The 21,686-nt window shown below is 56.1% G+C and carries 22 protein-coding genes and 1 pseudogene; 6 read left to right on the forward strand and 17 right to left on the reverse strand.

Features of this window, described 5'->3' with window-relative positions:
• Nucleotides 1-125: 125 nt before the first annotated feature.
• The 8 genes and pseudogenes from A7P99_RS06110 to A7P99_RS06140 all read right to left on the reverse strand — a co-directional run bounded on the left by A7P99_RS06110 (nucleotide 126) and on the right by A7P99_RS06140 (nucleotide 6,941).
• Entirely contained in the window at nucleotides 126-899 is a 774-nt protein-coding gene (locus tag A7P99_RS06110; protein ID WP_067447688.1) for an exodeoxyribonuclease III, read from the reverse strand.
• Nucleotides 900-959: 60 nt separating this feature from the next.
• Nucleotides 960-1,221, reverse strand: a pseudogene (locus A7P99_RS09705) (hypothetical protein).
• An 82-nt stretch (nucleotides 1,222-1,303) separates the two neighbouring features.
• A complete protein-coding gene (locus A7P99_RS06115; RefSeq protein WP_067447686.1) occupies nucleotides 1,304-1,774 on the reverse strand; it encodes a type IV pilin protein in 471 nt (156 codons plus the stop codon).
• Between the two features lie 75 nt (nucleotides 1,775-1,849).
• The gene (locus A7P99_RS06120) at nucleotides 1,850-2,248 is read right to left on the reverse strand and encodes a type IV pilin protein (RefSeq protein WP_067440569.1); all 399 of its coding nucleotides are present in this window, start codon (nucleotides 2,246-2,248) and stop codon (nucleotides 1,850-1,852) included.
• 77 nt (nucleotides 2,249-2,325) lie between these two features.
• On the reverse strand, nucleotides 2,326-3,057 hold the full coding sequence (pdxJ, locus tag A7P99_RS06125) for a pyridoxine 5'-phosphate synthase (protein ID WP_067440566.1): 732 nt from the start codon (nucleotides 3,055-3,057) through the stop codon (nucleotides 2,326-2,328).
• Nucleotides 3,058-3,272: 215 nt separating this feature from the next.
• A complete protein-coding gene (gene recO / locus A7P99_RS06130; RefSeq protein ID WP_067686954.1) occupies nucleotides 3,273-4,013 on the reverse strand; it encodes a DNA repair protein RecO in 741 nt (246 codons plus the stop codon).
• 68 nt (nucleotides 4,014-4,081) lie between these two features.
• On the reverse strand, nucleotides 4,082-5,059 hold the full coding sequence (locus A7P99_RS06135; RefSeq protein WP_067686956.1) for a pseudouridine synthase: 978 nt from the start codon (nucleotides 5,057-5,059) through the stop codon (nucleotides 4,082-4,084).
• A 589-nt stretch (nucleotides 5,060-5,648) separates the two neighbouring features.
• Nucleotides 5,649-6,941, reverse strand: a complete 1,293-nt coding sequence (locus A7P99_RS06140; RefSeq protein WP_067528393.1) for a DEAD/DEAH box helicase — start codon at nucleotides 6,939-6,941, stop codon at nucleotides 5,649-5,651.
• Nucleotides 6,942-7,436: 495 nt separating this feature from the next.
• Between A7P99_RS06140 and A7P99_RS06145 the strand changes: the two genes are divergently transcribed.
• The gene (locus A7P99_RS06145; RefSeq protein WP_067447676.1) at nucleotides 7,437-8,381 is read left to right on the forward strand and encodes a class I SAM-dependent methyltransferase; all 945 of its coding nucleotides are present in this window, start codon (nucleotides 7,437-7,439) and stop codon (nucleotides 8,379-8,381) included.
• Nucleotides 8,382-8,627: 246 nt separating this feature from the next.
• On the opposite strand, the gene cyaY is transcribed toward A7P99_RS06145, so the two are convergent.
• Nucleotides 8,628-8,951: an iron donor protein CyaY gene (gene cyaY, locus A7P99_RS06150; protein ID WP_067447855.1), complete on the reverse strand. Its 324-nt coding sequence runs from the start codon at nucleotides 8,949-8,951 to the stop codon at nucleotides 8,628-8,630.
• Nucleotides 8,952-9,027: 76 nt separating this feature from the next.
• On the opposite strand from cyaY, the gene A7P99_RS06155 reads away from it, so the two are divergent.
• Nucleotides 9,028-9,219: a lipoprotein gene (locus A7P99_RS06155; protein ID WP_082880678.1), complete on the forward strand. Its 192-nt coding sequence runs from the start codon at nucleotides 9,028-9,030 to the stop codon at nucleotides 9,217-9,219.
• A 276-nt stretch (nucleotides 9,220-9,495) separates the two neighbouring features.
• Here the strand turns inward: A7P99_RS06155 and A7P99_RS06160 are convergent, their stop codons facing one another.
• Nucleotides 9,496-10,737, reverse strand: coding sequence for a multifunctional CCA addition/repair protein (locus A7P99_RS06160; protein WP_067447674.1), 1,242 nt, complete (start codon nucleotides 10,735-10,737; stop codon nucleotides 9,496-9,498).
• 38 nt (nucleotides 10,738-10,775) lie between these two features.
• On the opposite strand from A7P99_RS06160, the gene A7P99_RS06165 reads away from it, so the two are divergent.
• Nucleotides 10,776-11,537, forward strand: a complete 762-nt coding sequence (locus A7P99_RS06165) for a VCBS repeat-containing protein (RefSeq protein ID WP_067447671.1) — start codon at nucleotides 10,776-10,778, stop codon at nucleotides 11,535-11,537.
• A gap of 302 nt (nucleotides 11,538-11,839) precedes the next feature.
• Here the strand turns inward: A7P99_RS06165 and A7P99_RS06170 are convergent, their stop codons facing one another.
• Nucleotides 11,840-12,436 carry a phosphatase PAP2 family protein gene (locus tag A7P99_RS06170; protein WP_067440539.1) on the reverse strand — a complete coding sequence of 199 codons (597 nt, stop codon included), beginning with the start codon at nucleotides 12,434-12,436 and terminating at the stop codon, nucleotides 11,840-11,842.
• Between the two features lie 79 nt (nucleotides 12,437-12,515).
• Between A7P99_RS06170 and gloB the strand changes: the two genes are divergently transcribed.
• The gene (gloB, locus tag A7P99_RS06175; protein WP_067686959.1) at nucleotides 12,516-13,268 is read left to right on the forward strand and encodes a hydroxyacylglutathione hydrolase; all 753 of its coding nucleotides are present in this window, start codon (nucleotides 12,516-12,518) and stop codon (nucleotides 13,266-13,268) included.
• Nucleotides 13,269-13,387: 119 nt separating this feature from the next.
• On the opposite strand, the gene A7P99_RS06180 is transcribed toward gloB, so the two are convergent.
• The 5 genes from A7P99_RS06180 to rpe all read right to left on the reverse strand — a co-directional run bounded on the left by A7P99_RS06180 (nucleotide 13,388) and on the right by rpe (nucleotide 18,925).
• Entirely contained in the window at nucleotides 13,388-14,041 is a 654-nt protein-coding gene (locus A7P99_RS06180) for a DUF6796 family protein (protein WP_067686962.1), read from the reverse strand.
• Between the two features lie 211 nt (nucleotides 14,042-14,252).
• Nucleotides 14,253-15,188 carry a dihydroorotate oxidase gene (locus tag A7P99_RS06185; protein WP_067528387.1) on the reverse strand — a complete coding sequence of 312 codons (936 nt, stop codon included), beginning with the start codon at nucleotides 15,186-15,188 and terminating at the stop codon, nucleotides 14,253-14,255.
• A 353-nt stretch (nucleotides 15,189-15,541) separates the two neighbouring features.
• Nucleotides 15,542-16,090, reverse strand: coding sequence for a carboxymuconolactone decarboxylase family protein (locus A7P99_RS06190; protein ID WP_067447664.1), 549 nt, complete (start codon nucleotides 16,088-16,090; stop codon nucleotides 15,542-15,544).
• 177 nt (nucleotides 16,091-16,267) lie between these two features.
• Entirely contained in the window at nucleotides 16,268-17,980 is a 1,713-nt protein-coding gene (locus tag A7P99_RS06195) for a proline--tRNA ligase (RefSeq protein WP_067447662.1), read from the reverse strand.
• A 261-nt stretch (nucleotides 17,981-18,241) separates the two neighbouring features.
• Nucleotides 18,242-18,925, reverse strand: a complete 684-nt coding sequence (gene rpe, locus A7P99_RS06200; RefSeq protein ID WP_067686965.1) for a ribulose-phosphate 3-epimerase — start codon at nucleotides 18,923-18,925, stop codon at nucleotides 18,242-18,244.
• Between the two features lie 183 nt (nucleotides 18,926-19,108).
• Between rpe and A7P99_RS06205 the strand changes: the two genes are divergently transcribed.
• Both A7P99_RS06205 and A7P99_RS06210 read left to right on the forward strand, forming a co-directional pair.
• Nucleotides 19,109-19,516, forward strand: coding sequence for a Spy/CpxP family protein refolding chaperone (locus tag A7P99_RS06205; protein WP_067447659.1), 408 nt, complete (start codon nucleotides 19,109-19,111; stop codon nucleotides 19,514-19,516).
• Nucleotides 19,517-19,772: 256 nt separating this feature from the next.
• Nucleotides 19,773-20,129 (forward strand): hypothetical protein, encoded by a 357-nt coding sequence (locus A7P99_RS06210; protein WP_067447657.1) that lies wholly within the window; start codon nucleotides 19,773-19,775, stop codon nucleotides 20,127-20,129.
• 147 nt (nucleotides 20,130-20,276) lie between these two features.
• On the opposite strand, the gene A7P99_RS06215 is transcribed toward A7P99_RS06210, so the two are convergent.
• Nucleotides 20,277-21,617 carry a deoxyguanosinetriphosphate triphosphohydrolase gene (locus tag A7P99_RS06215; RefSeq protein ID WP_067528383.1) on the reverse strand — a complete coding sequence of 447 codons (1,341 nt, stop codon included), beginning with the start codon at nucleotides 21,615-21,617 and terminating at the stop codon, nucleotides 20,277-20,279.
• Nucleotides 21,618-21,686 lie beyond the last annotated feature (69 nt).

Raw genomic sequence — 21,686 nt, forward strand, 5'->3', positions numbered from 1 at the left:
CAAAACTATCAAACATTTAATATAAACAATCGGCTTTTCAGGCAACCTGCCGGGCAAAATGCGGGCTACCTGAAACAGGTTTTCCGAAATGCCGGATTTCTGAAAAACCGGAACGCCGGCATCCGCTACAGCGGATAATCGTAATCCACCACCAGCGGGGCGTGATCGGAGAATTTCTCCTGCTTATAAACATGGGCGGAGCGGGCGCGCTCGGCCAGGGCGGGCGTGGCCATTTGGTAGTCGATACGCCAGCCCACGTCTTTGGCATAGGCCTGGCCGCGCTGGCTCCACCAGGTGTAGCCGGGCGTTTCGGGATAGAGCGTGCGCCAAATATCCACCCAGCCCAGTTCGGCAATCACTTTGCCGATCCACTCGCGCTCTTCGGGCAGGAAGCCGGAGTTTTTCAGGTTGCCTTTCCAGTTTTTCAAGTCGATGTTTTGGTGCGCGATATTCCAATCGCCGCAGATCACGATGTCGCGGCCTTGGGTTTGCAGCTCGCGCAACATCGGGTAGAAGGCTTCTAGGAAACGAAACTTCACCTGCTGGCGCTCTTCCGAACTGCTGCCGGACGGCAAGTAGAGCGAAATCACAGATAAATTGCCGAAATCGGCCTGCACGAAGCGGCCTTCGGCATCGAATTCGACAATACCCATGCCGGTTTGCACGCGGTCTGGCTCGCGTTTGCTATACAGCGCCACGCCGGAATAGCCGCGCTTTTCGGCGCAATGCCAAACGCCGTACATACCATGCGGAGCTCTCATGCTGCCGTCCAAATCGGCTTCTTGAGCCTTGAGCTCCTGCACGCAAACAATATCGGCGCCGCTCGCGGCAAGGTATTCATAGAAGCCTTTTTTATAGGCAGAACGGATGCCGTTTACGTTGGCAGAGATGATACGCATGAGTGTTTCCAAATAAGGTTTATTGCTTGATTATACAGGGAAGAAGGCTACCTGAAATGTTCAGGTAGCCTGTTTAGCCAGCGTTTGACGCCACACCAGATAATCACGCAACGGCGGCATGGGCGGGTTGATGCAATGCGGGCAAATGCCGGTTACGTCTTTATCGTCAAATCTTGGTGGAAGGCATCCGGATCGAAACGGGACTGCTGCATCACCGCCTGCTGCTGCACCATATACACCATATCAAATTCGTACCACTCAAGATTTCAGCCAGCAGTTCGGTTTCTCCTAGGCTAAATGGGGCGGTATTGTTTTGAATCATGCGAGCATAATCGGCATTTTGGATTTTTTGTTGCAAGTAAGATTACAATACTCATCAAAATTTGAATTTAAATAAAAGGAAACTAATGCAGTAATTCGCATTCTTGGTCGATATTATTACCTCCAGAAAATACCTCTTTATTATCGCAACGGCTACGACTTCTTTGGCAAATCCGCACGGTTTGATCTTGGTTTATCAACAAAACCCGTGGCTCTTTATTTACATCAAAGGCCACGGCTTTAATTGTATATTTGTCTCCCAGCACCCCACGTGCATTACCTTGGAATTTAATACAGAAATGCTGCGTTTGACTAACCGCCAACACCGGCCAAGTAGTGGAAGTGGCTTTAAAAGTGCGGTTTCTCGTATAGAAACGCTCCATCGCCCGACTATTTTCCAACAAAGCAGCATTCGCCTCTTCCAAACGGGATTTTCGCACAAACGATTGGTATGAAGGATACGCAATGGCTGCCAAAATCGCCACTATGGCAATAATGATCATCATCTCCATCAGTGTGAAACCGCGTTTGGTGAAAACAGATAAACCGTTCATATTGCTACTCCTTTAGATAATTATTAGGACACGCAGTATAAACGGCTTTAGAAAAAATGAAATATCCTGTTACTATTAGTATTGCTCGCAGTCCTGCATTGTAGAGGCATTGCAACGACTGAGAATACCTATGCTATTGTAGTAAAGAGCTTGCGTTTCACGAGGATTTTTCGGTTTTGCAATAATTTCGTAGCTATCTGCCTTGGGACTACCTGGTGCGAAATCAATAGTAAAGTACTCCGTATCAACCGGATCTGTCGCTGGGCTACTTGAATCGGTAAAGGTCCTTTTACTGGCATATAAGCGCTCCATATCCCTAGCCTTTACCATGATACTTGCCTTAGCCTCCTCCATATGAACCCTTCGCATGAAAGCCTCATAACTTGGATATGATAGAGTAACCAAAATAGCAATCAATGCAATAATGATCATCAGCTCAACTAAAGTAAACCCACTTACGTTTGATTTATTCATCGCAATAAAACTCCATTTTTCTTATTATTCTTCATTCTGAATCGTATCCCAACTCATAATTATAATTTCTCTTACCTCTAATCCGGCTGACTCCGCGCCCGATAAATTTCATCCTTCATTTGGCGTATCGCCTCCGGTAAGCCCAAAAACACAGCTTGCGCAATGAGCGCATGGCCAATATTCAGCTCACGAATCGGCAAAATCCGTGCTACCGGCGCTACGTTGTGAATCGTCAAACCATGCCCGGCATTGACCACCAAACCCAGTTCAGAAGCAAAATAGGCTGCCTCTTCCAAGCGCAACAACTCGCTTTGTCGAGCGGTATGCGAAGTTGCATCGGCATATGCGCCGGTATGCAGTTCAATGGCTTGCGCGCCAACATCACGAGCAGCCTTGATTTGCTGCTCATCTGCATCGATAAACAACGAAACGCGGATGCCGGCAGCATTTAATTGCTGCGTAAACTCCGCTACTGTCTGCTGTTGCGCCAACACATCCAAGCCGCCTTCAGTGGTTACTTCCTGCCGTTTCTCTGGCACGATGCACACATCTTCCGGCTGCACCTGCAAAGCGTTATCCAGCATTTCTGCCGTCAGCGCCATTTCCAAATTCATACGGGTGCGGATTGCCTGTTTGATGGCAAATACGTCTGCATCTTTGATATGGCGGCGATCTTCACGCAAATGCAGGGTAATCAAATCCGCACCATGGGTTTCGGCAACCAAAGCTGCCTCCGACGGGCTGGGATAGCGCGTACCGCGTGCATTACGCAAAGTGGCAACGTGGTCGATATTAACGCCCAACAGCATATTCTTTCCTTTCGGGTATCGAATTTGGCAATTTAGCTTTATGACTCACGCTGTAGCTATATCTAGCAACCAGCATGCCATTACCACAAAGCTTTTCCAAGGTACGGTCAACACCGCAACCATACAAATCATCACTTAAGCGCCATAATTTCCTACACTTGCAAGCAGGGAACGAAAAATTGGCGCTCGATTAACCGCTTATTCAGATACAAAGGCTACCTGAAAGCCTGTATCTGCTGCAACACCTGCCGCGATTTAATCCCTTCCGACAGGCGAAAATCCAGCAGCAGGCGCGTAATCCGGCGGGCCTGCTGCAAAGCGGCGGCATCAGTAAATTCGCCGTTTTGCAGCTGAATCAACACATCGCCATCCACCACCACCCCCGGCTGCACTTCTACCGGCGTCAGACTATGCCGCTGCTCCAACGGCAGCACCGCATGTTCCGGCTGCAGCCAGTATTGCCGGTCTGCTTCCACTGGACAACCCGCGCTGTCTTTCTGCAAGTCCGGTGCGTAGCCCGCCAACGTGAGCAAGGTCCACTCAAAACGGCGCAGCACGGCAGCGTGGTTCGGCTCGGTGCACAAGGTGCGCATCACCTGCTGCAAAGCCGCATACAACGCGGGCTGCGGGTCTTCTCGGGCAGTGAGTTTCTGCACCAACTCATTCACATACAGCCCGCTCAACAGCGCCCTACCCTGCGGCTGCGGCCAGCCGCCCAGCCATTCGGCGCGATGCAGCGTTTTCAGTTCTTCCTTGCCATACCAGGCCACCTGAACCGGCACAAACGGCACCAACACGCCACGTAATTCACTCTGCCGTTTGCGCGCGCTGCGCGCCACCACCGCCACCCGCCCGTAATCACGGCTAAACAGCTCCGCCAGCAGGCTGGTTTCGCGCCACGGCGTGGCCGACAACAAAAACGCCGGCTGGGAATCAATACGGTTGGGCTGCTTCATAACTCGTTAAAGAACAATGGGAAAGCGGCTATTTATTTTTCAGGTAGCCTTTAGTTGGCAGCATGCCATCAGCCATGCCGGCGGCGGCTATCCGGCAGCGGCAAATCCGCCCACTTCATCACCGAGGCTACTTCCGCTGCGTTCAGCTCATAAAACTGCCCGCGCTTCAATCGGTTGGGCAAACCAATCGGCCCGAAGCCAGTGCGCACCAGGCGGCTCACGGTAAGGCCGAAATGCTCGAAAATGCGGCGCACTTCGCGGTTGCGCCCCTCTTTCAGCACCACATTATACCATTTGTTCACGCCTTCCCCGCCCTGGCTGTGGATGCGTTCCACCCGCGCCAGGCCGTCTTCCAGCATCACACCCTTGCTGGTGAGCAGGCGCATCTCATCCATGCCCAGCTCGCCCAACACGCGCACCGCATACTCGCGCTCCACTTCGAAGCTCGGGTGGGCAAAACGGTTGGCCAGCTCGCCGGAAGTGGTGAGGATCAGCAGGCCGCTGGTATTGATGTCTAAGCGGCCGATGGCCACCCAACGGCTGCTCGCCGCCTGCGGCAAGCGGTCGAAAATGCTCACGCGCCCCTGCGGGTCGTCGCGCGACACAATCTCGCCTTCCTGCTTGTAATACAATATGATACGCGGCAATCGATCCGGCCATTTCAGCTTGATCACGCTGCCTTTCACCAACACCTGGTCTTCCGGCTGCACCTTGTCGCCCAGCTGCGCAACCTTGCCGTTCACCGTTACCCAACCGTTTTGAATCCACTCCTCCATCTCGCGGCGTGAACCCACGCCCGAAGCGGCCAGTGCCTTTTGCAGGCGCACCGGCTCGATGCCGCTCAAATCGGAACGCTGTTCCTGCAAACGGCGCACTTGGCTCTGCACTTTTTGGTTGGCCGGGCGCACCGCCAGCTTTTTTGCCCGTGCCACGCGGGTTTTCGGCGCTTTCTCAGCTTCGGACCGCTGCTGGCGCTTAGGGCTACCTGAAGCTTTTTCATCGGCGCGGCGCGGATTACGTTTATTAGATTCGCGTTGGTTTTTCATATAGTTACACTCCTAACTCGTGATATTCATCAACGGTTCTTCTGCGGCCATAAGCGGCAGGGTTGGGAAAAAATGATGGAACAGGCTACCTGAAAACGAAGCCTCAATGAAGTTAAAACAATAGGGCTGCGGCAAAGCGAACATCAGCAACACCATCTGTTTTCAGGCAGCCCAAACGGTATCGCCGTTCAAAATAGAAACCAGGCCATCCCGTGAAAATGAGGTGTTTTAGCCGCGGTTTACGTTTACGGCACAATGTGCCGTAGATTGGCTGTTTTACAAGCTGCTCGAAAAGCGGCGTTTTGAGGTTTGGCTTTAGGCGTCTCCCCCGACACAGTGTTCATGCACAGGGAAGCGTTCTCGCTACACTCCAACAGCCAATCATCTTACTTTAAGCCGGGCAAACAAGCCAATCATCCGAGCAAACTAAGGGCTACCTGAAAACAATCCGGCAATTTCGTGCCGCTTCCCAATTTTCAGGTAGCCTTTATTCTTTACAGCCAGCTGCTACTGAGCCGGCCATAGCTCAAACACTTATTTCCCCCTGCTGCGTCGCTTCGCCTAACAGGGGAAAAATGGTTCAACCATATCAGGCGCGGCGGCCTTGGGCGGCTGGTTTGCGGGCTTTACCGCGCGGGTTGCCGGCAGGACGACCGAAGGGTTTGCCGCTGCCGTTGGGCTTGCGGCCGCCTTTTTGTTTCCAGCCGCCTTTGGCTTTGCGCGGGGCTTTGCTGCGCTTGCGAGTGGGCTCCATGCCTTCGATGGTGAACTCGGGCAGCTTGCGGCCGAGGTATTTTTCGATTTTGTGCACCGCCACATATTCGTTCACTTCGGCAAAAGTAAGGGCGAGGCCGTGGCGGCCGGCGCGGCCGGTGCGGCCGATGCGGTGCACGTAGTCTTCGGCCTGTTTGGGCAGGTCGTAGTTGATTACGTGGGTAATGCTGGGCACGTCGATGCCGCGCGCGGCCACATCGGTGGCCACCAGCACTTTGATGCGCCCTTTGCGCAAATCCATCAGCGTGCGGTTGCGCCAGTTTTGCGGCATGTCGCCGTGCAGGCAGTTGGCGGCGAAGCCTTTTTCGTAGAGCTCGTCGGCCAGCTGTTCGCTCATGGCTTTGGTGCTGGTGAAGATGATGCACTGGTCGATATTGGCATCGCGCAAAATATGGTCGAGCAGGCGGTTTTTATGGTTTTTGTCGTCGCAGTAAAAGAGCTGCTCGTCGATTTTGCCCTGGTTGTCTTCGCGCTCGATTTCAATCACTTCGGGATTTTTGGTGAGCCGGCGGGCGAGTTTGCCCACGGCGCCGTCCCAAGTGGCGGAAAAGAGCAGGGTTTGACGGCTTTCGGGCGTGGCGGCCACGATGGTTTCGATGTCATCGATAAAGCCCATATCCAGCATGCGGTCGGCTTCGTCGAGCACCAGCACTTCGAGGCGGTCGAAATCGATGCGGCCGCTGCGCATGTGGTCCATCAGGCGGCCGGGCGTGGCCACCACCAAATCAATCGGCTTGGCCAGCGCCTTGATTTGGAAGCCGAAAGATGAGCCGCCCACCAAGGTAACGGTGCGCAGCCATTTCATGTTTTGGGCGTAGATTTTGGCGTTTTTTTCCACCTGCGCCGCCAGCTCGCGCGTGGGCGTAAGCACGAGAATGCGCGGGCCTTTGCCGGGCTTGTCGCTGCGGCGGGTGATGCGCTGCAGGCTGGGCAGCAGGAAAGCGGCAGTTTTGCCGGAGCCGGTTTGCGCCGAAGCCATGATGTCGCGGCCGTCGATGGCGGCGGGCAGGGCTTGGGTTTGGATGGGGGTGGGCTCGATGTAGCCGGCAGAACGCAGGGCGGCGAGCAGGTTTTTATCGTGCATCAGGTCGCTGAATTGGATGGTCATGTGTTTCCAAAAGGACAACAATACTTTCCGCCCGCACAAAACGGGCAGCCGCGAAGCAAAAGGATGCGCTAACAGAAAGAGGCGGGATTCATTCACTTTCAATACTAGGGCGAGCCGCAAACGGTACAGGCAGTACGGCAAAACGGGCTAACACAGCAAGGAAAGTGAGGGCAACCCGCTGGAGGTTACGCAAAAGATTGTCGCAAGCAAAACGCTTGGAGTGGCATCGGCGACAACCTGCGAAGCAGAGAAGGATTGCACGCAAAATGCGGCAAACAGACGCAGCTATAAAACTGCGGGGGCTGAAGACGATGGCTTCGAACAAAAAAGAGGTGGCATCTTAGGCGTTTATCCGAGTTCGGTCAAGCAAAATCTTTGGATTTACACCTATCTACCGAAAAGGCTACCTGAAAGCCACAGAGGCCCGTTTGGAGCGATGGGCAATTAACCGTAAAATAGCCGCATTCCTTTTTCCACTTTTCAGGTAGCCCTCATATGAGCGAAATCACTGCCTTTGCCAACCGGCTGGGCAAAAACGCCAAACACCTCATCAAATGGGCACGCCGGCAAAACATCGAAGCCTGGCGGCTCTACGACCGCGACATCCCGCAATACCCCTTCGCCATCGACATCTACGGCAACCACGCCCACCTGCAGGAATACGACACCGGCTGGATCATGCAGCACGCCGAATACGAAGCCTGGCTGGCCGAAGTGGTGGAAGCCGTGCAATTCATCACCGGCTTTCCCGCCGAACACATCCACCTCAAACAGCGCAGCCGCCAGCGCGGCAGCAGCCAATACGAAAAAACCGGCCGCAGCGGCGAAGATTTTATCGTGCACGAAAACGGCCGCGCCTTCTGGGTAAACCTCGACAAATACCTCGACACCGGCCTCTTCCTCGACCACCGAAACACCCGCGCCCTCGTGGGCAGCGAAGCCCAAGGCAAACGCTTCCTCAACCTCTTTTCCTACACCGGCAGCTTCAGCGTATACGCCGCCACCGGCGGTGCCACCAGCAGCGAAACCGTAGATTTGTCCAACACCTATCTCGATTGGGCACGGCGCAACTTCGAGCTCAACCACATCAACCCCGATCAGCACCGCATCATCCGCGCCGACGTATTCCAATACCTGCAAAACGCCGCCGCCGAAGGCAAGTGCTTCGACCTCATCGTGATGGACCCGCCCAGCTTTTCCAACAGCAAAAAAATGCTCGACATCCTCGACATCCAGCGCGACCACCCCCGCCTCATCCGCGAAGCCATGCAGTTGCTCGAGCCCAGCGGCACGCTTTATTTCTCCAACAACCTGCGCAGCTTCGAGCTTGAACCCGCCGTGGCCGAACGCTATGCCGTGGCCGAAATCAGCCGCCAATCCGTGCCCGAAGATTTCCGCAACCGCAAAATTCACCGCTGCTGGCGTATCCGGCATCAATAATGCGCCGACTTCCTGAAAGCGTCTGCCGCAACACCAGCCCGAACCCAAGGCTACCTGAAACCGTATACGCCGTGTTTCAGGTAGCCTCTTTTCACGCATTCAAGGCCAGCTAAAAAATGACAAACAGAATGCAATAGCAAGCCCCTTGGCAACGAACCAAACAAACTAAAGGCTATCTGAAACGTGGCACAGCCATGGTTTCAGGTAGCCTTATATATTCGCAACAGCTGCGGCAGCCGGCTCAAACTACAGCGGCTCAATCTCCACCGCTTCGCCCGCCGCCGCGCCCAACACTTCATTCAGCATGGCGAAAAAGCTGCTGCCGTCGCGGGTGGAGCGCCATTCGCCGTCGCGCAGGGCGAAGTGGTAGCCGCCGCTTTTGGCGGCAATCCACAGCTCCTGGTTCGGCGTGTGACGGTTTACGATAATCTGCGTACCGTTATCGGCCTCGATGGTGAGCACATTGCCGTTGTGTTCGCAGTCGAAATCGGCGCCGCACTGGTCGAGCTGGTTTTCGATGTAGGCAAACAATTGGTCGGAATAGCGCAAAAATTCGGTCTCGGTCATGATGGTTTGTGTATGGTGGCATTTTTGTTTAAGATGCCCCATCTTGCCACAGCCGCCTGTTTCAGGCAATTTCGAGTTGATGATGATGCGAACCTTATTCCCCGCCCTCGCCGCTGCGCTGCTCCTGAGCTCCTGCGGCTACAAAGGCGACCTCTACCTGCCCAAAGAAAGCGACCGTGCCCGATTCGCCCCCGTGCAAACCGGCCTGCAATTCAGCCCTATCGCGCCGATGCCCGATGTACAGCCGCAACCGCTGCCTTTTAGCAAATAAGCACGGCTTAATAGCCGGTTCAAAATTCGGCGCATGAGCACTCTGCCTGCAAAGGGTGGGCAATATAGCCAAAGCACATTCCTTCCTACTGGGCAACGAACTAACATGATGGAAAGGAAATATTTCGGCCATACTTTTTCAGGTAGCCTCATCCCTGCTGGAGGCTACCTGAAAATATAAACTTCAGCGATATTGAGTATCCCGCCGTTCCTGCCTGGTTTTCACTTCTTTGACGGCAGGATGCTGCCGGCATCGGCGACGCGGCGGTGTCATTTTTCAGGTAGCCCTCTCCTGCTCCCGCCGATACGCTTCCTGCAAGGGTTTAATCCGCGCCAGCCTGTCGGCGGCGATGGCTTCGGCGATGCGTTGCGGTTGCTCGGCGTGGGCGGCGGCGATGGCGGCGGTGTCGGTTTGCTGCGCGGCGGCGAGCAGGGCAAGCCAGTGGTCGCGCTGCGGGTAGGCGGCGTGTTCGAAGCCGAGGCGGCCTTGCGCGTCGGCGCGGCACACATTGAGCATGGCGGCGAAGCGTTCGGGGCGGCGGTAGGCATCGGTTTGCTGCAAAATTTTGGCGGCGGTTTGCGGGCGCAATTCGGCCGCTTTATGCAGCCGTCCGTGCCAGCGGCACACCTGCACGGCCAAGTCGGCGCAGGCTTTGGGCACTTTCCAGCGCTGATTAACCGCCTGCACCAGCGGTACGCCAGCTTCTTCGTGGCCGTGGTGTGCGGGCAGGATTTCGGGCGCGGTGGCGGCTTTGCCCAAATCGTGCAGCAGCGCGGCGTAGCGTTCGGGCAGGCTCAATCCGGCATCGGCGGCGCTTTGCAGGGTGAGCAGGGTGTGGATGCCGCAGTCGATTTCGGGGTGGTAGTCTGCGCGCTGCGGCACGCCGAACAGGGCTTCCACTTCGGGCAGCAGCACGGCGAGCGCGCCGCATTGGCGCAGCACTTCAATCATGCGCACCGGCCGCGCCTCCATCAGCCCGCGCGCAAATTCCTGCCATACGCGCTCGGCCACCAGCGCATCGGCTTCGCCGTTTTGCACCATATCCGCCATCAGGCGCAGGGTTTCGGGGGCTACCTGAAAACCGTAGCGGGCGGCAAACCGCGCGGTGCGCAAAATCCGCACCGGGTCTTCGGCGAAGGCGGGAGAAACGTGGCGCAATACGCCCGCGTCCAAATCGGCCTGCCCGCCGAAGGGGTCGATAATCTGCCCGGCCTCATCCTGCGCCATGGCGTTGATGGTGAGGTCGCGCCGTTGCAGGTCTTGCTCCAGGGTAACGTCCGGCTCGGCATGGAAAGTGAAGCCGGCATAGCCGCGCCCGGTTTTGCGCTCGGTGCGCGCCAGGGCGTATTCTTCATGTGTTTCGGGGTGCAGGAACACCGGAAAATCCTTGCCCACCGGCTGATAGCCCGCCGCGAGCATGGCCAGCGCATCGGCGCCCACCACCACCCAATCGCGGTCTTTCACTTCCCGCCCAAACAAGGCATCGCGCACCGCACCGCCCACCAGATAAATCTCCATTTGCCCTTTTCCTGTTTGCAGTTCGTCCAAACCGAATCATGCCCGATTTGCCCCGTTTTGCCAAAACCGCCGATTCAGGCTACCTGAAAAATATCCACCTATATCAAGCCAGCCGCCTGATTTTGCTGCTACAATACACCCCAACCCTTTCCTCACCCTTGGAGATCGCCATGAAACCCTCCCTACTGCTCCTGCTCGCCATTCTGCCCCTCACCGCCCACGCCCGCAGTCTAACGGTAGATGCGAATAAACTGCCTCCCGGCTGGCAGGCCGAAGTGCAAAGCGACAGCTGCGACAGAGATGGCATGATTTGCATGGGCCCAGCCCAAGTTACCCTGCGCCACGGCAGCTTCTCGCAAAGCTTCCGCAGCGAACAACTCGCTTTCCACAACAATGGATTGTGGCCAAGTGATGTGCAAATGGGTGACTACAACTTCGACGGCAAACTCGACCTGGCCATCCGCAACGGCAATGGTGGCTACTACAGCAGCCCCAGCTACGATATCTACGTGCAGACCCAATCCGGTCGCTTCGTTAAAAGCCGCGAGCTCACCGAGCTCGCCTCCGACTACATGGGTATGTTCCGCGTGGATGCCGCCCGCCACACCCTGACCACCGCTGCCCGCGACGGCTGCTGCTTCCACGCCGAAGAAACCTGGCAGATTATCCCTGGTCGCGCTCCGCGTAAAATCGCCGTCACCACATGGGATAGCCGACAAGCCAACGGCGCTTACATCGAAATCACCACCAAACGGCTCGTGAACGGCCGCTGGCGACAAAGCGTACGCCGCGAGCGCTGATATCCGCGCCAATTTTTCAGGTAGCCTCTATCCAGCCTAACAGGCTGAAAACCATGCCCTGTTGTTTAATGGCAGATTGCCTGCCCGCCTTTGCTTAAGATTGAGACTTAGCCCGTACAATCCATTGAAAACAGAGTGAGTATAAACCCACCCTGTACCAAATGCATACTGTTTGGCAAAGACTTCAGGCTACCTGAAAACTTGAACAGCCCGACACTTCAAACAGCGGCATAACAATGCCGCCTCCTAGCTGACCCTCGCAGTAAAAAAGGCTACCTGGGACTTTCAGGTAGCCTTCTCATTTATCCCAACATCAGCCAGCCATACAGCTTAAACACCAGCCAGCCTAAAAACGCACCGGCGGGCAAATCCATCAGATAGTGCTGCTTGGTAAACATACAAGAAAGCGCGATCAACACCGGAAAGGCAAACGCCACCGCGCCCATGCTCGGGTAGGCATACATGGCCGTAAGCATCGCCACCGAAACGTGCATGCTCGGGAAGCAGTTGGTGGATTGGTCGAACTTCTGCACAAACAGCAAAAACTTCTCCGAAGCCGTTTTGCCCGTGTTCACACTGCGCCAGTGCGGCGGCGTGGACACCGGCCACAGCCAGAAAAACACCATTTGTACAAACAGCAAAATCAAAAAGCTAAACGCCGTCATCACAAACTGGCGCGAATCCGCCATCAGCCAGTTTAAATACAAAATTGCCGGATAATACAAAAAGCTATACACCCACGACCACCAAGCCACAAACGGAATCTTCTCATCCAGTGGCGAATTCAGCACCTGTGCCGGTCGCAGCGGGTGGCGCTGGGTGAAAAAATAAAACTGATACGCCCCCACAATCAAAATCCCACTCAACACCAAATTCACTACATAATCCACAGCGGTCATCTGCCGCTCCCTTATCGTGTAAAATGCTGTGAAGGCTAGCAATCGGCCACCCTTTTGTCAATTTATTAACATCGCCATCATGTTCAAAATCACTCCTATCCAAGCCCTTGCCGACAACTACATCTGGCTGCTCCAACAAGGCAACGAAGCCGTCTGCATCGACCCCGGCGGCGACGCCCCCGTAGCAGGCTACCTGAAAGCCCACGGCCTGGCGCTGCGCCAAATCTGGATTACCCACCACCACGCCGACCACACCGCCGGCCTGCCCGAGCTCATCCGCCAGTTCCCCGACTGCCGCATTTACGCCAACCACGACATCCCACACGCCACCCACACCGTAGGCGAAGGCAGCCGCTGGCCGCTCTGGCAAAGCCAAGTGGAAGTTTGGCACACCCCCGGCCACACCCAAACCCACCTCAGCTACTTGCTGCAAGCAGGCGGGCAAGCCCATCTCTTCTGCGGCGACACCCTCTTTTCCGCCGGCTGCGGCCGCGTTTTCGACGGCACCCCCGCCCAACTCTTCGCCTCCCTGCAATGCATCAACAGGCTACCTGAAAACACCCTGCTCTACCCCGCCCACGAATACACCGCCGCCAACCTGCGTTTCGCCGCACACATCGAGCCGCACAACCCCGAGATCGCCTGCAGCCTGGCCTCCGCCGTGCACACCCCCACCTTACCCGTATCCCTTGCCCATGAGCGGCAAATCAACCCCTTCCTGCGCACCGCCGATTTTCAGGTAGCCTCCCGCACTACCGAACTCGCCGGCCAAAGCCTGCACAGCGAAGAACAAGTCTTCACCGCCCTGCGCGAATTGAAAAACCATTTTTAAACCCACATGGCAGCTTAGCTGCGGATATAAAAAGGCTACCTGAAAGTACCGCGCAGCGTAGTTTCTGCGCAACTAGAAATTTCAGGTAGCCTTTTGGTACCAATCTTTTACGTAGCCACTTATTCGTTCATTTGCCCGTATCGCAGCAAATACAGTAGATAAACGGTAAACAGCAAAGCCATCCAGAAAGACGGGATGAGTACGGGATACAGCGTTCCAGCGGCAGACGAATAAACAACTCTGAGCATTCTGCCCAACAGCACGCCCGTCAGCGGGCTGAGCAGAGCGAAGGCGCGCGGAAACACTGTTTTCCCAGCCGCCACCACGGCAAACAGCCACACGCTGACCACCAGCACGCCAATCAGAAATACCGCGCCGAAAATATTTTTAAACGACTGGTATTCCGCCAGCAAAGCACCCACCGCCTCACGTTCCACGCCCGACAGCGTGGCATGGTACGCAGCAGCGCGGGCGAAATAAAAATAGCTGCTGTGCATATAAATGCACACCGTACTCAACAGAAACACCAGCATTAGGCATAACCAGGGCTGCCGCAAACCCCTATTGAGCACATACACGCCACCCGATACAAACGGAAAAAGGAACAGGGCAAATGTAGCCACTTCCACACGCCACGGTGCAAGATTTGCCAGCGCCTGCCAAAAACCGTCGTCGAACATGGTGCGGATGTCTATCGCCAGATCCGCCAGCCACACCAACCAAAGCGCGATAATGGAGGCATAAGCGATGAGTTTTATCTGTTTCTCGTGCATGATTACTCTCCTTAAAGCAGTGTTGGTAGTGCCCATTTTACGCCTGATAACAAGAACATGGATGATTTTCTTTCTTAATTGATAACAAACTGGATTGCCATATAAACAGGATAATCCCATAACGCAGGCAAACAGCACCAATCCTGCCCGATTTAAAAAGGCTACCTGAAATTTTTCAGGTAGCCTTTATTGTTTGATACGCCGTTTTCGGCTAGTCCAAATATTTCAATTTACCGCGGAAATCGTCCAGCGTTTCATAGCCTTTTTCAACCATGATGGCTTTCAGCTCTTCGGTAATGCGGGTGAAGGCAGGAACGCCTTCTTTATGCAGGGTGGTACCCACTTGCACCATACTGGCGCCGCACAGGATGTGTTCGAAAGCATCGCGGCCGGTGAGCACGCCGCCGGTGCCGATGATTTGAATGGAGGGGTTGAGCCGCTGGTAGAAAGCGTGCACATTGGCCAGTGCCGTGGGTTTGATGTATTCGCCGCCGATGCCGCCGAAGCCGTTTTTGGGGCGGATGATCACGGTTTCGTCTTCCACATACAGGCCGTTACCAATGGAATTGACGCAGTTCACAAATTTAAGCGGGAATTTGTTGAAAATGGCGGCAGCTTGGTCGAAGTGGACGATATCGAAATAGGGCGGCAGCTTGATGCCCAGCGGTTTGCTGAAATAAGCAAAGGCATCGCCGAGGATTTTTTCCGTGGTTTCAAAATCGTAGGCAATCTGCGGCTTGCCCGGCACATTAGGGCAGGAAAGGTTGAGCTCGGTGAGGCCGCTAAAGCCGCTCTCTTCCACTTTGTGCAGGAGGGTGTGGGTTTCGCTGGGCGACATGCCCACCAGGGAGAGGAAGAAGGTACGGTTCGGCTCGCGGTTTTGCAGGTCGAGCAGGTAGTCGAGGTAATAATCGATGCCGTGGTTGGGCAGGCCCATGGAGTTGATGCTGCCCAGCGGCACGTTGCGATAGCGCGGCTCTGGGTTGCCGGCACGCGGCTCGAGGGTGGCGGTTTTGGTAACAAAGCTGCCGGCGGCGGAGTTTTTCACTTCTTCCAATTCGGCAATGCTCATGCAGGCCACGCCGGCGGCGTTCATGAGGCAGTTGTCAAACGAGAAACCGGCAATCTGGGTTTGGGTGCTGGGCATGGGTGGCTCCTGGGTTGATGGTTGAACGGCAGCATTGTACACCGAACGGGAACAGGCCGCTTGCGGCAAAGCAAATGAATGCAGCGGGCCGCCCCACAGATTTTCAGGTAGCCTGCAACGGCACAGGCTACCTGAAAATCTCAAAGGCTTGAACCTATAGTGGATTAACAAAAATCAGGACAAGGCGACGAAGCCGCAGACAGTACAGATAGTACGGCAAGGCGAGGCAACGCCGTACTGGTTTTTGTTAATCCACTATACCCTGTCGGCAAAGCTCTGCCGCCCCATAACCAAAGGCTACCTGAAATTTCAGGTAGCCTTTGGTTTCGCTCACCGCAGCAAGCTGCGTGTGTTTAAGCGTAATCGCGCAATTCGGGGTTGATGTCGGTTTGCGCCAAGTTGTTGGTGTAGTTGCACAGGGTGGCCAGCGCCACGCCCATCACCGCTTCCACCGATTGCTGTTTGTTGTAGCCCGCGTCTAGAAAGGCTTGCAGCTCGGCATCGGACACCGCGCCTTTTTTCGCCATCACGGCTCGGGTGAAGGCGGCCAGTGCGGCCAGTTTGGCGTCGTCGAATTCGGCGGGGTTCAGATGGCGCGAGGCTTGGATGGCTTTTTCGGAGAGCAGTTTTTTCAGCGTGGCGATTTTGGTGTGCCCGGCCACGCAGAAGCCGCATTCGTTGGTTTTGGCAGCAATAATCTGCACCACTTCCACCTCGCCGGGGGTGAGGCTGTTGGCGGCATTGAGCTTGCCCACTTCCTGATAAAACGCCAGGGCTTCGGGTGCATTGGCCAGCACGCCGATGAGGTTGGGGATAAAGCCGTTGGCCTTGAGCGCGGCTTCCACGCGCGGTTTGGCGGCTTCGGGGGCGGTTTCTACGGTATGGACGGGAAGACGTGCCATGATTGGGTTCCTTTATGTTGTATTGTGGGGAAAGCGGCATTGTAGCGGAAAGCGGGCCGAGGGCTAAATAACGGTTTGTGCGGATCGATAGAACTCAGAGGCATAAAGGCTACCTGAAAATAAACGCAGCTTCTATCCAGCCAAGTTTTTCAGGTAGCCCCTAATCCGGCGCAATGCTTAAGCCAGCAAACCTTTCGGCTTGGCGGCAATTTCGCCTGCCGCCACCAGTTCGGTTTCGCCGCTGCGCCGTTCGGTGTATTCCACTTTGCCTTCTTTCAGGCCGCGGTCGCCGATGGCGATGCGGTGCGGGATGCCCAACAGTTCGCTGTCGGCCAGCAGCACGCCGGCGCGTTCGTCGCGGTCGTCGAGCAGCACGTCCACTCCGGCGGCGGTGAGTTCGGCATAGATTTTATCGGCGGCCTCGCGCACGGCTTCGGATTTTTTGTAGTTCATCGGCACGATCACGACTTGGAACGGCGCCATGGCGTTAGTCCAGATGATGCCGCGCTCGTCGTTGTTCTGCTCGATAGCGGCGGCCACGATGCGGGTGATGCCGATGCCGTAGCAGCCCATTTCCATGATTTGTGATTTGCCATTGTTGTCCAAGAACGAGGCGTTCAGCGCGGCGGAATATTTGTCGCGCAGCTGGAACACGTGGCCCACTTCAATGCCGCGTGCGAGTTTCAGGTAGCCTTTGCCATCGGGGCTGGGGTCGCCAGCGATCACGTTGCGGATGTCGGCAAATTCGGGCTCGGGGCAGTCGCGGCCGAAGTTGAAGCCGGTGTAGTGGTGGTCGTCTTCATTGGCGCCGATCACGGTGTCGGCCAGTTTTTCCACGGCGAAGTCGGCATACACTTTGCCTTTGAAGCCCACCGGGCCGAGCGAGCCGCCGTTTGCGCCGAATTTTTCTTTAATGGCTTCGGGCGCAGCCATGGCCAGCGGGCTTTTCACGCCGGGCAGTTTTTCGGCTTTGATGTCGTTGAATTCGTGGTCGCCGCGCAGCAGCAGCAATACGAGTTCGCCCTCTTCTTCGCCTTCCACCACGATGGATTTGAGCGTGCGTTCAATCGGAATCTGCAAAAATTCCACCAGCGCGGGAATGGTTTTCACACCGGGGGTGTGCACTTTGGCGAGTTTTTCCTGCGCAGGGGCGCGTTCGCCGCTTTGGCGCAAGGTGGGGGCGAGCTCGATATTGGCGGCGAAATCGGATTCGCTGCTGTAGGCGATGACGTCTTCGCCGCTTTCGGCCAGCACTTGGAATTCGTGCGAGCCGGTGCCGCCGATGCTGCCGGTGTCGGCGGCCACCGGGCGGTAGTCGAGGCCCAGGCGGTCGAACACGCGGCAGTAGGCGTTATACATGGGCTGGTAGCCGTCGCGCACCAGCGATTCGTAGTCGGCGTGGAAGGAATAGGCGTCTTTCATCACAAATTCGCGCGCGCGCATCACGCCGAAGCGGGGACGACGCTCGTCGCGGAATTTGGTTTGAATGTGGTAGAAATTTTTGGGCAGCTGTTTGTAGCTGGTGATTTCTTTGCGCACGATGTCGGTAATCAGCTCTTCGCAGGTGGGGCTGAAGCAGAAGGTGTTGTCGTGGCGGTCGGTGATGCGCAGCAGCTCGTCGCCGTAGAAATCCCAGCGGCCGGATTCTTTCCACAAGTCGGCCGGCTGGATAACGGGCATCAAAAGCTCGATGGCGCCGGCGCGGTTCATCTCTTCGCGCACCACGGCCTCCACTTTGCGCAGCACGCGCAAGCCCATAGGCATCCAAGTGTAGAGGCCGGAGGCGTTGGCTTTAATCAGCCCGGCGCGCAGCATGAGCTTATGGCTGGCCAGCGCGGCTTCGGCGGGGGCTTCTTTGAGGGTGGAAATAAAGAACTGGGAGGCTTTCATGACGGGCTTTCTGCGGGATTAAGAATAAACGGGGAATTGTATCAATGTTTCAGGCGGGCTGCAGCATGAGGCTACCTGAAAGCTGCAGTTTGGTTTTTCAGGTAGCCTGCAACATTGGCTACCTGAAAAAGCTTGAGCGGAAGCACTCAATTCCCCTACCCTGCTGCAAGCCATACCAAGTATGCCAAGGCGGCTCACGCGGCAGGAAGAAATGAAGTGCTTCCGCTGTATCTGTAAAGTTTCAGGTAGCCTTTTACCGTATCAACCGCCGGCCCTTTCCAACTGCCGACGCATTTCGGCAATCACTGAGGCGTAGTCGGGCTGATTGAAAATGGCGGAACCGGCCACGAAGGTGTCGGCACCGGCCGCAGCGATTTCGGCGATGTTGTCGGCCTTGATGCCGCCATCCACCTCAATCAGGATGCGGCGGCCGCTTTCGGTGGCGTAGAGGTCGGTGAGTGAGCGCACCTGTTCGATTTTCTCCAGCGTGTGCGGAATAAATTTCTGCCCACCAAAGCCGGGGTTAACCGACATCAGCAGCACCACATCGAGTTTGTCTAACACATGTTCCAACACATACACCGGCGTGGCGGGGTTGAGCACCAGCCCGGCGCGGCAGCCGCTGTCGCGGATCAGACTCAGGCTGCGGTCGATATGGCGGCTGGCTTCGGGGTGGAAAGTGATGATGTCGGCACCGGCCTTGGCAAAAGCCTGAATCATTTCGTCCACCGGCTCCACCATCAAATGCACATCCAGCGGCACGGTGGCATAAGGCTTGAGCGCGGCGCACACCATCGGCCCGAAAGTGAGGTTGGGCACGTAGTGGTTGTCCATCACATCAAAATGGATCCAGTCGGCCCCGGCAGCAATCACGCGCTGCACTTCTTCGCCCAAACGGGCGAAATCAGCAGATAAAATGCTCGGAGCGATACGGTAGTGGGTCATGTTGGTGCTTTCTTCTATAAATGGGACTATAATTCATCGCACATCGTGCCAAAAACGTAGTGATTTCTACTACATTGTTGTTTACACAGGTTTACCAAGATTATACCGTGTTTCACGCCGTCATTCGTATACTGGTAGCAATAAATTTACTTGGTTCGACACTGAATCTAAAGAGTTAATCCCATGACTCCCCTCCCCCGCCGCCAAACCCTTTGCCGGATTGTGTTTTCCACCATCCTGCTCACTGCTGGCAGCCTTGCCTTGGCCGACAGCCCCAACTGCGATATGCGCCAGCTTGCGCTCAGCAGCAGCCAACAGGAGCAGCTGCGCCAAGTGCGTGCCGAATACCGCCAACGGATGGACAACCTCGTGGCACAATCGCGCAACCTGCGCCAATACACCACACAGGCTTCCAACTTGGTGCTCTCCGGCCCGGTGTTCGATGAAAACATGGCACGGCATTATGTGAACGAAAAATACACCCCGCAAATGCAGCGCGAAGTGGAAAGCCTGCGCGCCCAACACGCCCTGCTTCAAATCCTCACGCCGCAGCAGCGGCAGGAATGGCGTCGGCATTGCCTGTATCAATAAAGCGCCCTGCCCTATTGGAAAGGCTACCTGAAGTTTCAGGTAGCCTTTTGCATTTGCCCGCCCAGCCGTTTTCAACCCCGGCATGGCTGAAATAGTTACTGCTTCATACATTGGCGCAGGCCCGGTATGGCGAGGCGACCTATAGCAGCAGGAAAATAAGTATTTTGGCGATAAAATCCCGCCGCCCTATTGCGGCAAGATTATGCCACCATTAATATGCACACCGTTTCCCCCACCCTTCCAAAAGGACATTCCCATGAAGAAAACTTTGCTGTTGGCCGCCATGCTGGCCGGTTTCTCCTCTTTTGCCGCAGCCGATACTCTGCCGCGCGAAATCTACCGCCCGCGCGGTGCGCAGGTGGTGAAGGCAGAAGCGCAAGACGATGGCGAATTTGAAGCCAAATTCCACCTGCGCGGCAACGACGTGCGGCAGCTGGCACAACGCGTTATCAGCCATGCCCGCAGCCAAGGCTTCCGCCTGGTGGAATCCGAAATCAAACCCCACGATGCGGATCTTAAATTCCAGCGCGGCGATCAGGAATTGGATGTGGAAATCGAACGCAAAGGCCATGGCCATATCGAATACAAAGCCGATTTGGATCGCGACAATTAAGCTGGCCGACCGCTCTTACAATAAAGGCTACCTGTGGTTTCAGGTAGCCTTTGTTTTGCCCGGCGACAAGATTGGCTGTTTCCCCAATATGTTGCAGCGCATATTTCCAAACTGCTTAAAACATTGGCCGCCCCTGCCCGGCAACGGCTACAGCATCCCAATGCCGGACACTTCCCGCGCCAGCCGGGCGGCGGCGTTGTCGGTCATGCCGCCGACGAAATCGAGGATTTTCATGTAGGCGGTGTAGAGCGTGTCTTGCTCGTTCAACGGGTCGTCGCGCAGCAGCTCCAAGGCCAGCGATTGGCGTGTGCCGATGTGTGCTTTGGTGATGTAAGCGAAGGCGGCGGGCACGAGCAGGTTGAGAATCGAGCCGATGCAGGGGAAGGCGGCGATTTCGGTAATCAGCTTACTCTGGTGGCGGAACACACGGGTGCGTGCCAGCTCTTTTGCTCCTTCCAACGTATCGCGCACTTCAGGCGTGCACACGCTGAGCAGGTCTTTGCCCTGGAAGTTGCCGGAGAGCAAGTCGGCATGGTGCAGCATAAAGGTTTGCGCCATGTCGTCGATGGTGCGGCCGATGGCCATGCCGCGCAGCATGGCGCAGCGCTGGCGGGCGGATTGCTCCGGCCAGAGCTTGTCGATGTGCACCATGCCCTGCAATACGTTTTCCACTTCGCGGTCGTCCAACAAGCCGAGCTCCACCGCGTCTTCCAAATCCAGGAGCGCGTAGCAGATGTCGTCTGCCGCCTCCATCAGGTAGGACAGGGGGTGGCGGCTCCAATGGTGCGCGGCGATTTCAGGTAGCCCCAATTCGGCGGCCACACATTCGATAAACGGCAACTCGGTTTGATAAATATTGAATTTTTTCAAACCCTGCGGTGCGGAAGTGGTCCACGGATACTTGAGCAGCGCGCCGATAGAGGCGGCGGTAAGCCGCATGCCGCCACGATGCTGATACATTTCAAGATTGGCCAAAATGCGCAGGCTGTGGGCATTGCCTTCGTAGGTTTGCACGTCGCGCCGTTCGGCTTCGGCCAGGTGTTTCAGGTAGCCTGCGTGCTCGGGATTGCGGAACCAATCGCGCAATGCCTCTTCGCCGGTGTGGCCGAAAGGCGGGTTGCCCATATCGTGCGCCAGGCAGGCCACCTGCACCACAGCGCCGATATCGGATGGCGTATTCTCCGGCGGCAAGAACCCACCCTTGGCCAGCATCACACCCACGCGGTTGCCCAGGCTGCGCCCCACGCTGGCCACTTCCACGCTGTGGGTAAGGCGGTTGTGGGTGTGGTCGTGTTCGGCGAAGGGGTGTACCTGCGTTTTGCGCCCCAGCCGCCGGAACGAGCCGGAAAACACCACTCGGTCGTAATCGATGTGGAAATCGGTGCGCAACGCATCTGCGCCTTCTTGGCTGGAGGGGGTAACGGTGGCCACCAGCCGGCCGTTCTCGGGCTTGAAGCGCTTGGTGCTGAGCAGTTGCTGCCAGTTCATGTTTGTCCTTTGGTTTGGCTGGATAAATTGAGGCTACCTGAAAACCAAGCCTGCGGTTTTCAGGTAGCC

The sequence above is a fragment of the Eikenella sp. NML120348 genome, from assembly GCF_001648435.1.
Lineage (GTDB): Bacteria > Pseudomonadota > Gammaproteobacteria > Burkholderiales > Neisseriaceae > Eikenella > Eikenella exigua.

Excerpts from the sequence above, each read along its gene's own strand:
- A7P99_RS06110 (WP_067447688.1), bottom strand. The coding sequence starts at position 899 with ATGCGTATCATCTCTGCCAACGTAAACGGCATCCGTTCTGCCTATAAA.
- A7P99_RS06115 (WP_067447686.1), bottom strand. The coding sequence starts at position 1,774 with ATGAACGGTTTATCTGTTTTCACCAAACGCGGTTTCACACTGATGGAG.
- A7P99_RS06120 (WP_067440569.1), bottom strand. The coding sequence starts at position 2,248 with ATGAATAAATCAAACGTAAGTGGGTTTACTTTAGTTGAGCTGATGATC.
- pdxJ (WP_067440566.1), bottom strand. The coding sequence starts at position 3,057 with ATGCTGTTGGGCGTTAATATCGACCACGTTGCCACTTTGCGTAATGCA.
- recO (WP_067686954.1), bottom strand. The coding sequence starts at position 4,013 with ATGAAGCAGCCCAACCGTATTGATTCCCAGCCGGCGTTTTTGTTGTCG.
- A7P99_RS06135 (WP_067686956.1), bottom strand. The coding sequence starts at position 5,059 with ATGAAAAACCAACGCGAATCTAATAAACGTAATCCGCGCCGCGCCGAT.
- A7P99_RS06140 (WP_067528393.1), bottom strand. The coding sequence starts at position 6,941 with ATGACCATCCAATTCAGCGACCTGATGCACGATAAAAACCTGCTCGCC.
- A7P99_RS06145 (WP_067447676.1), top strand. The coding sequence starts at position 7,437 with ATGAGCGAAATCACTGCCTTTGCCAACCGGCTGGGCAAAAACGCCAAA.
- A7P99_RS06155 (WP_082880678.1), top strand. The coding sequence starts at position 9,028 with ATGATGATGCGAACCTTATTCCCCGCCCTCGCCGCTGCGCTGCTCCTG.
- A7P99_RS06160 (WP_067447674.1), bottom strand. The coding sequence starts at position 10,737 with ATGGAGATTTATCTGGTGGGCGGTGCGGTGCGCGATGCCTTGTTTGGG.
- A7P99_RS06165 (WP_067447671.1), top strand. The coding sequence starts at position 10,776 with ATGCCCGATTTGCCCCGTTTTGCCAAAACCGCCGATTCAGGCTACCTG.
- A7P99_RS06170 (WP_067440539.1), bottom strand. The coding sequence starts at position 12,436 with ATGACCGCTGTGGATTATGTAGTGAATTTGGTGTTGAGTGGGATTTTG.
- gloB (WP_067686959.1), top strand. The coding sequence starts at position 12,516 with ATGTTCAAAATCACTCCTATCCAAGCCCTTGCCGACAACTACATCTGG.
- A7P99_RS06180 (WP_067686962.1), bottom strand. The coding sequence starts at position 14,041 with ATGCACGAGAAACAGATAAAACTCATCGCTTATGCCTCCATTATCGCG.
- A7P99_RS06185 (WP_067528387.1), bottom strand. The coding sequence starts at position 15,188 with ATGCCCAGCACCCAAACCCAGATTGCCGGTTTCTCGTTTGACAACTGC.
- A7P99_RS06190 (WP_067447664.1), bottom strand. The coding sequence starts at position 16,090 with ATGGCACGTCTTCCCGTCCATACCGTAGAAACCGCCCCCGAAGCCGCC.
- A7P99_RS06195 (WP_067447662.1), bottom strand. The coding sequence starts at position 17,980 with ATGAAAGCCTCCCAGTTCTTTATTTCCACCCTCAAAGAAGCCCCCGCC.
- rpe (WP_067686965.1), bottom strand. The coding sequence starts at position 18,925 with ATGACCCACTACCGTATCGCTCCGAGCATTTTATCTGCTGATTTCGCC.
- A7P99_RS06205 (WP_067447659.1), top strand. The coding sequence starts at position 19,109 with ATGACTCCCCTCCCCCGCCGCCAAACCCTTTGCCGGATTGTGTTTTCC.
- A7P99_RS06210 (WP_067447657.1), top strand. The coding sequence starts at position 19,773 with ATGAAGAAAACTTTGCTGTTGGCCGCCATGCTGGCCGGTTTCTCCTCT.
- A7P99_RS06215 (WP_067528383.1), bottom strand. The coding sequence starts at position 21,617 with ATGAACTGGCAGCAACTGCTCAGCACCAAGCGCTTCAAGCCCGAGAAC.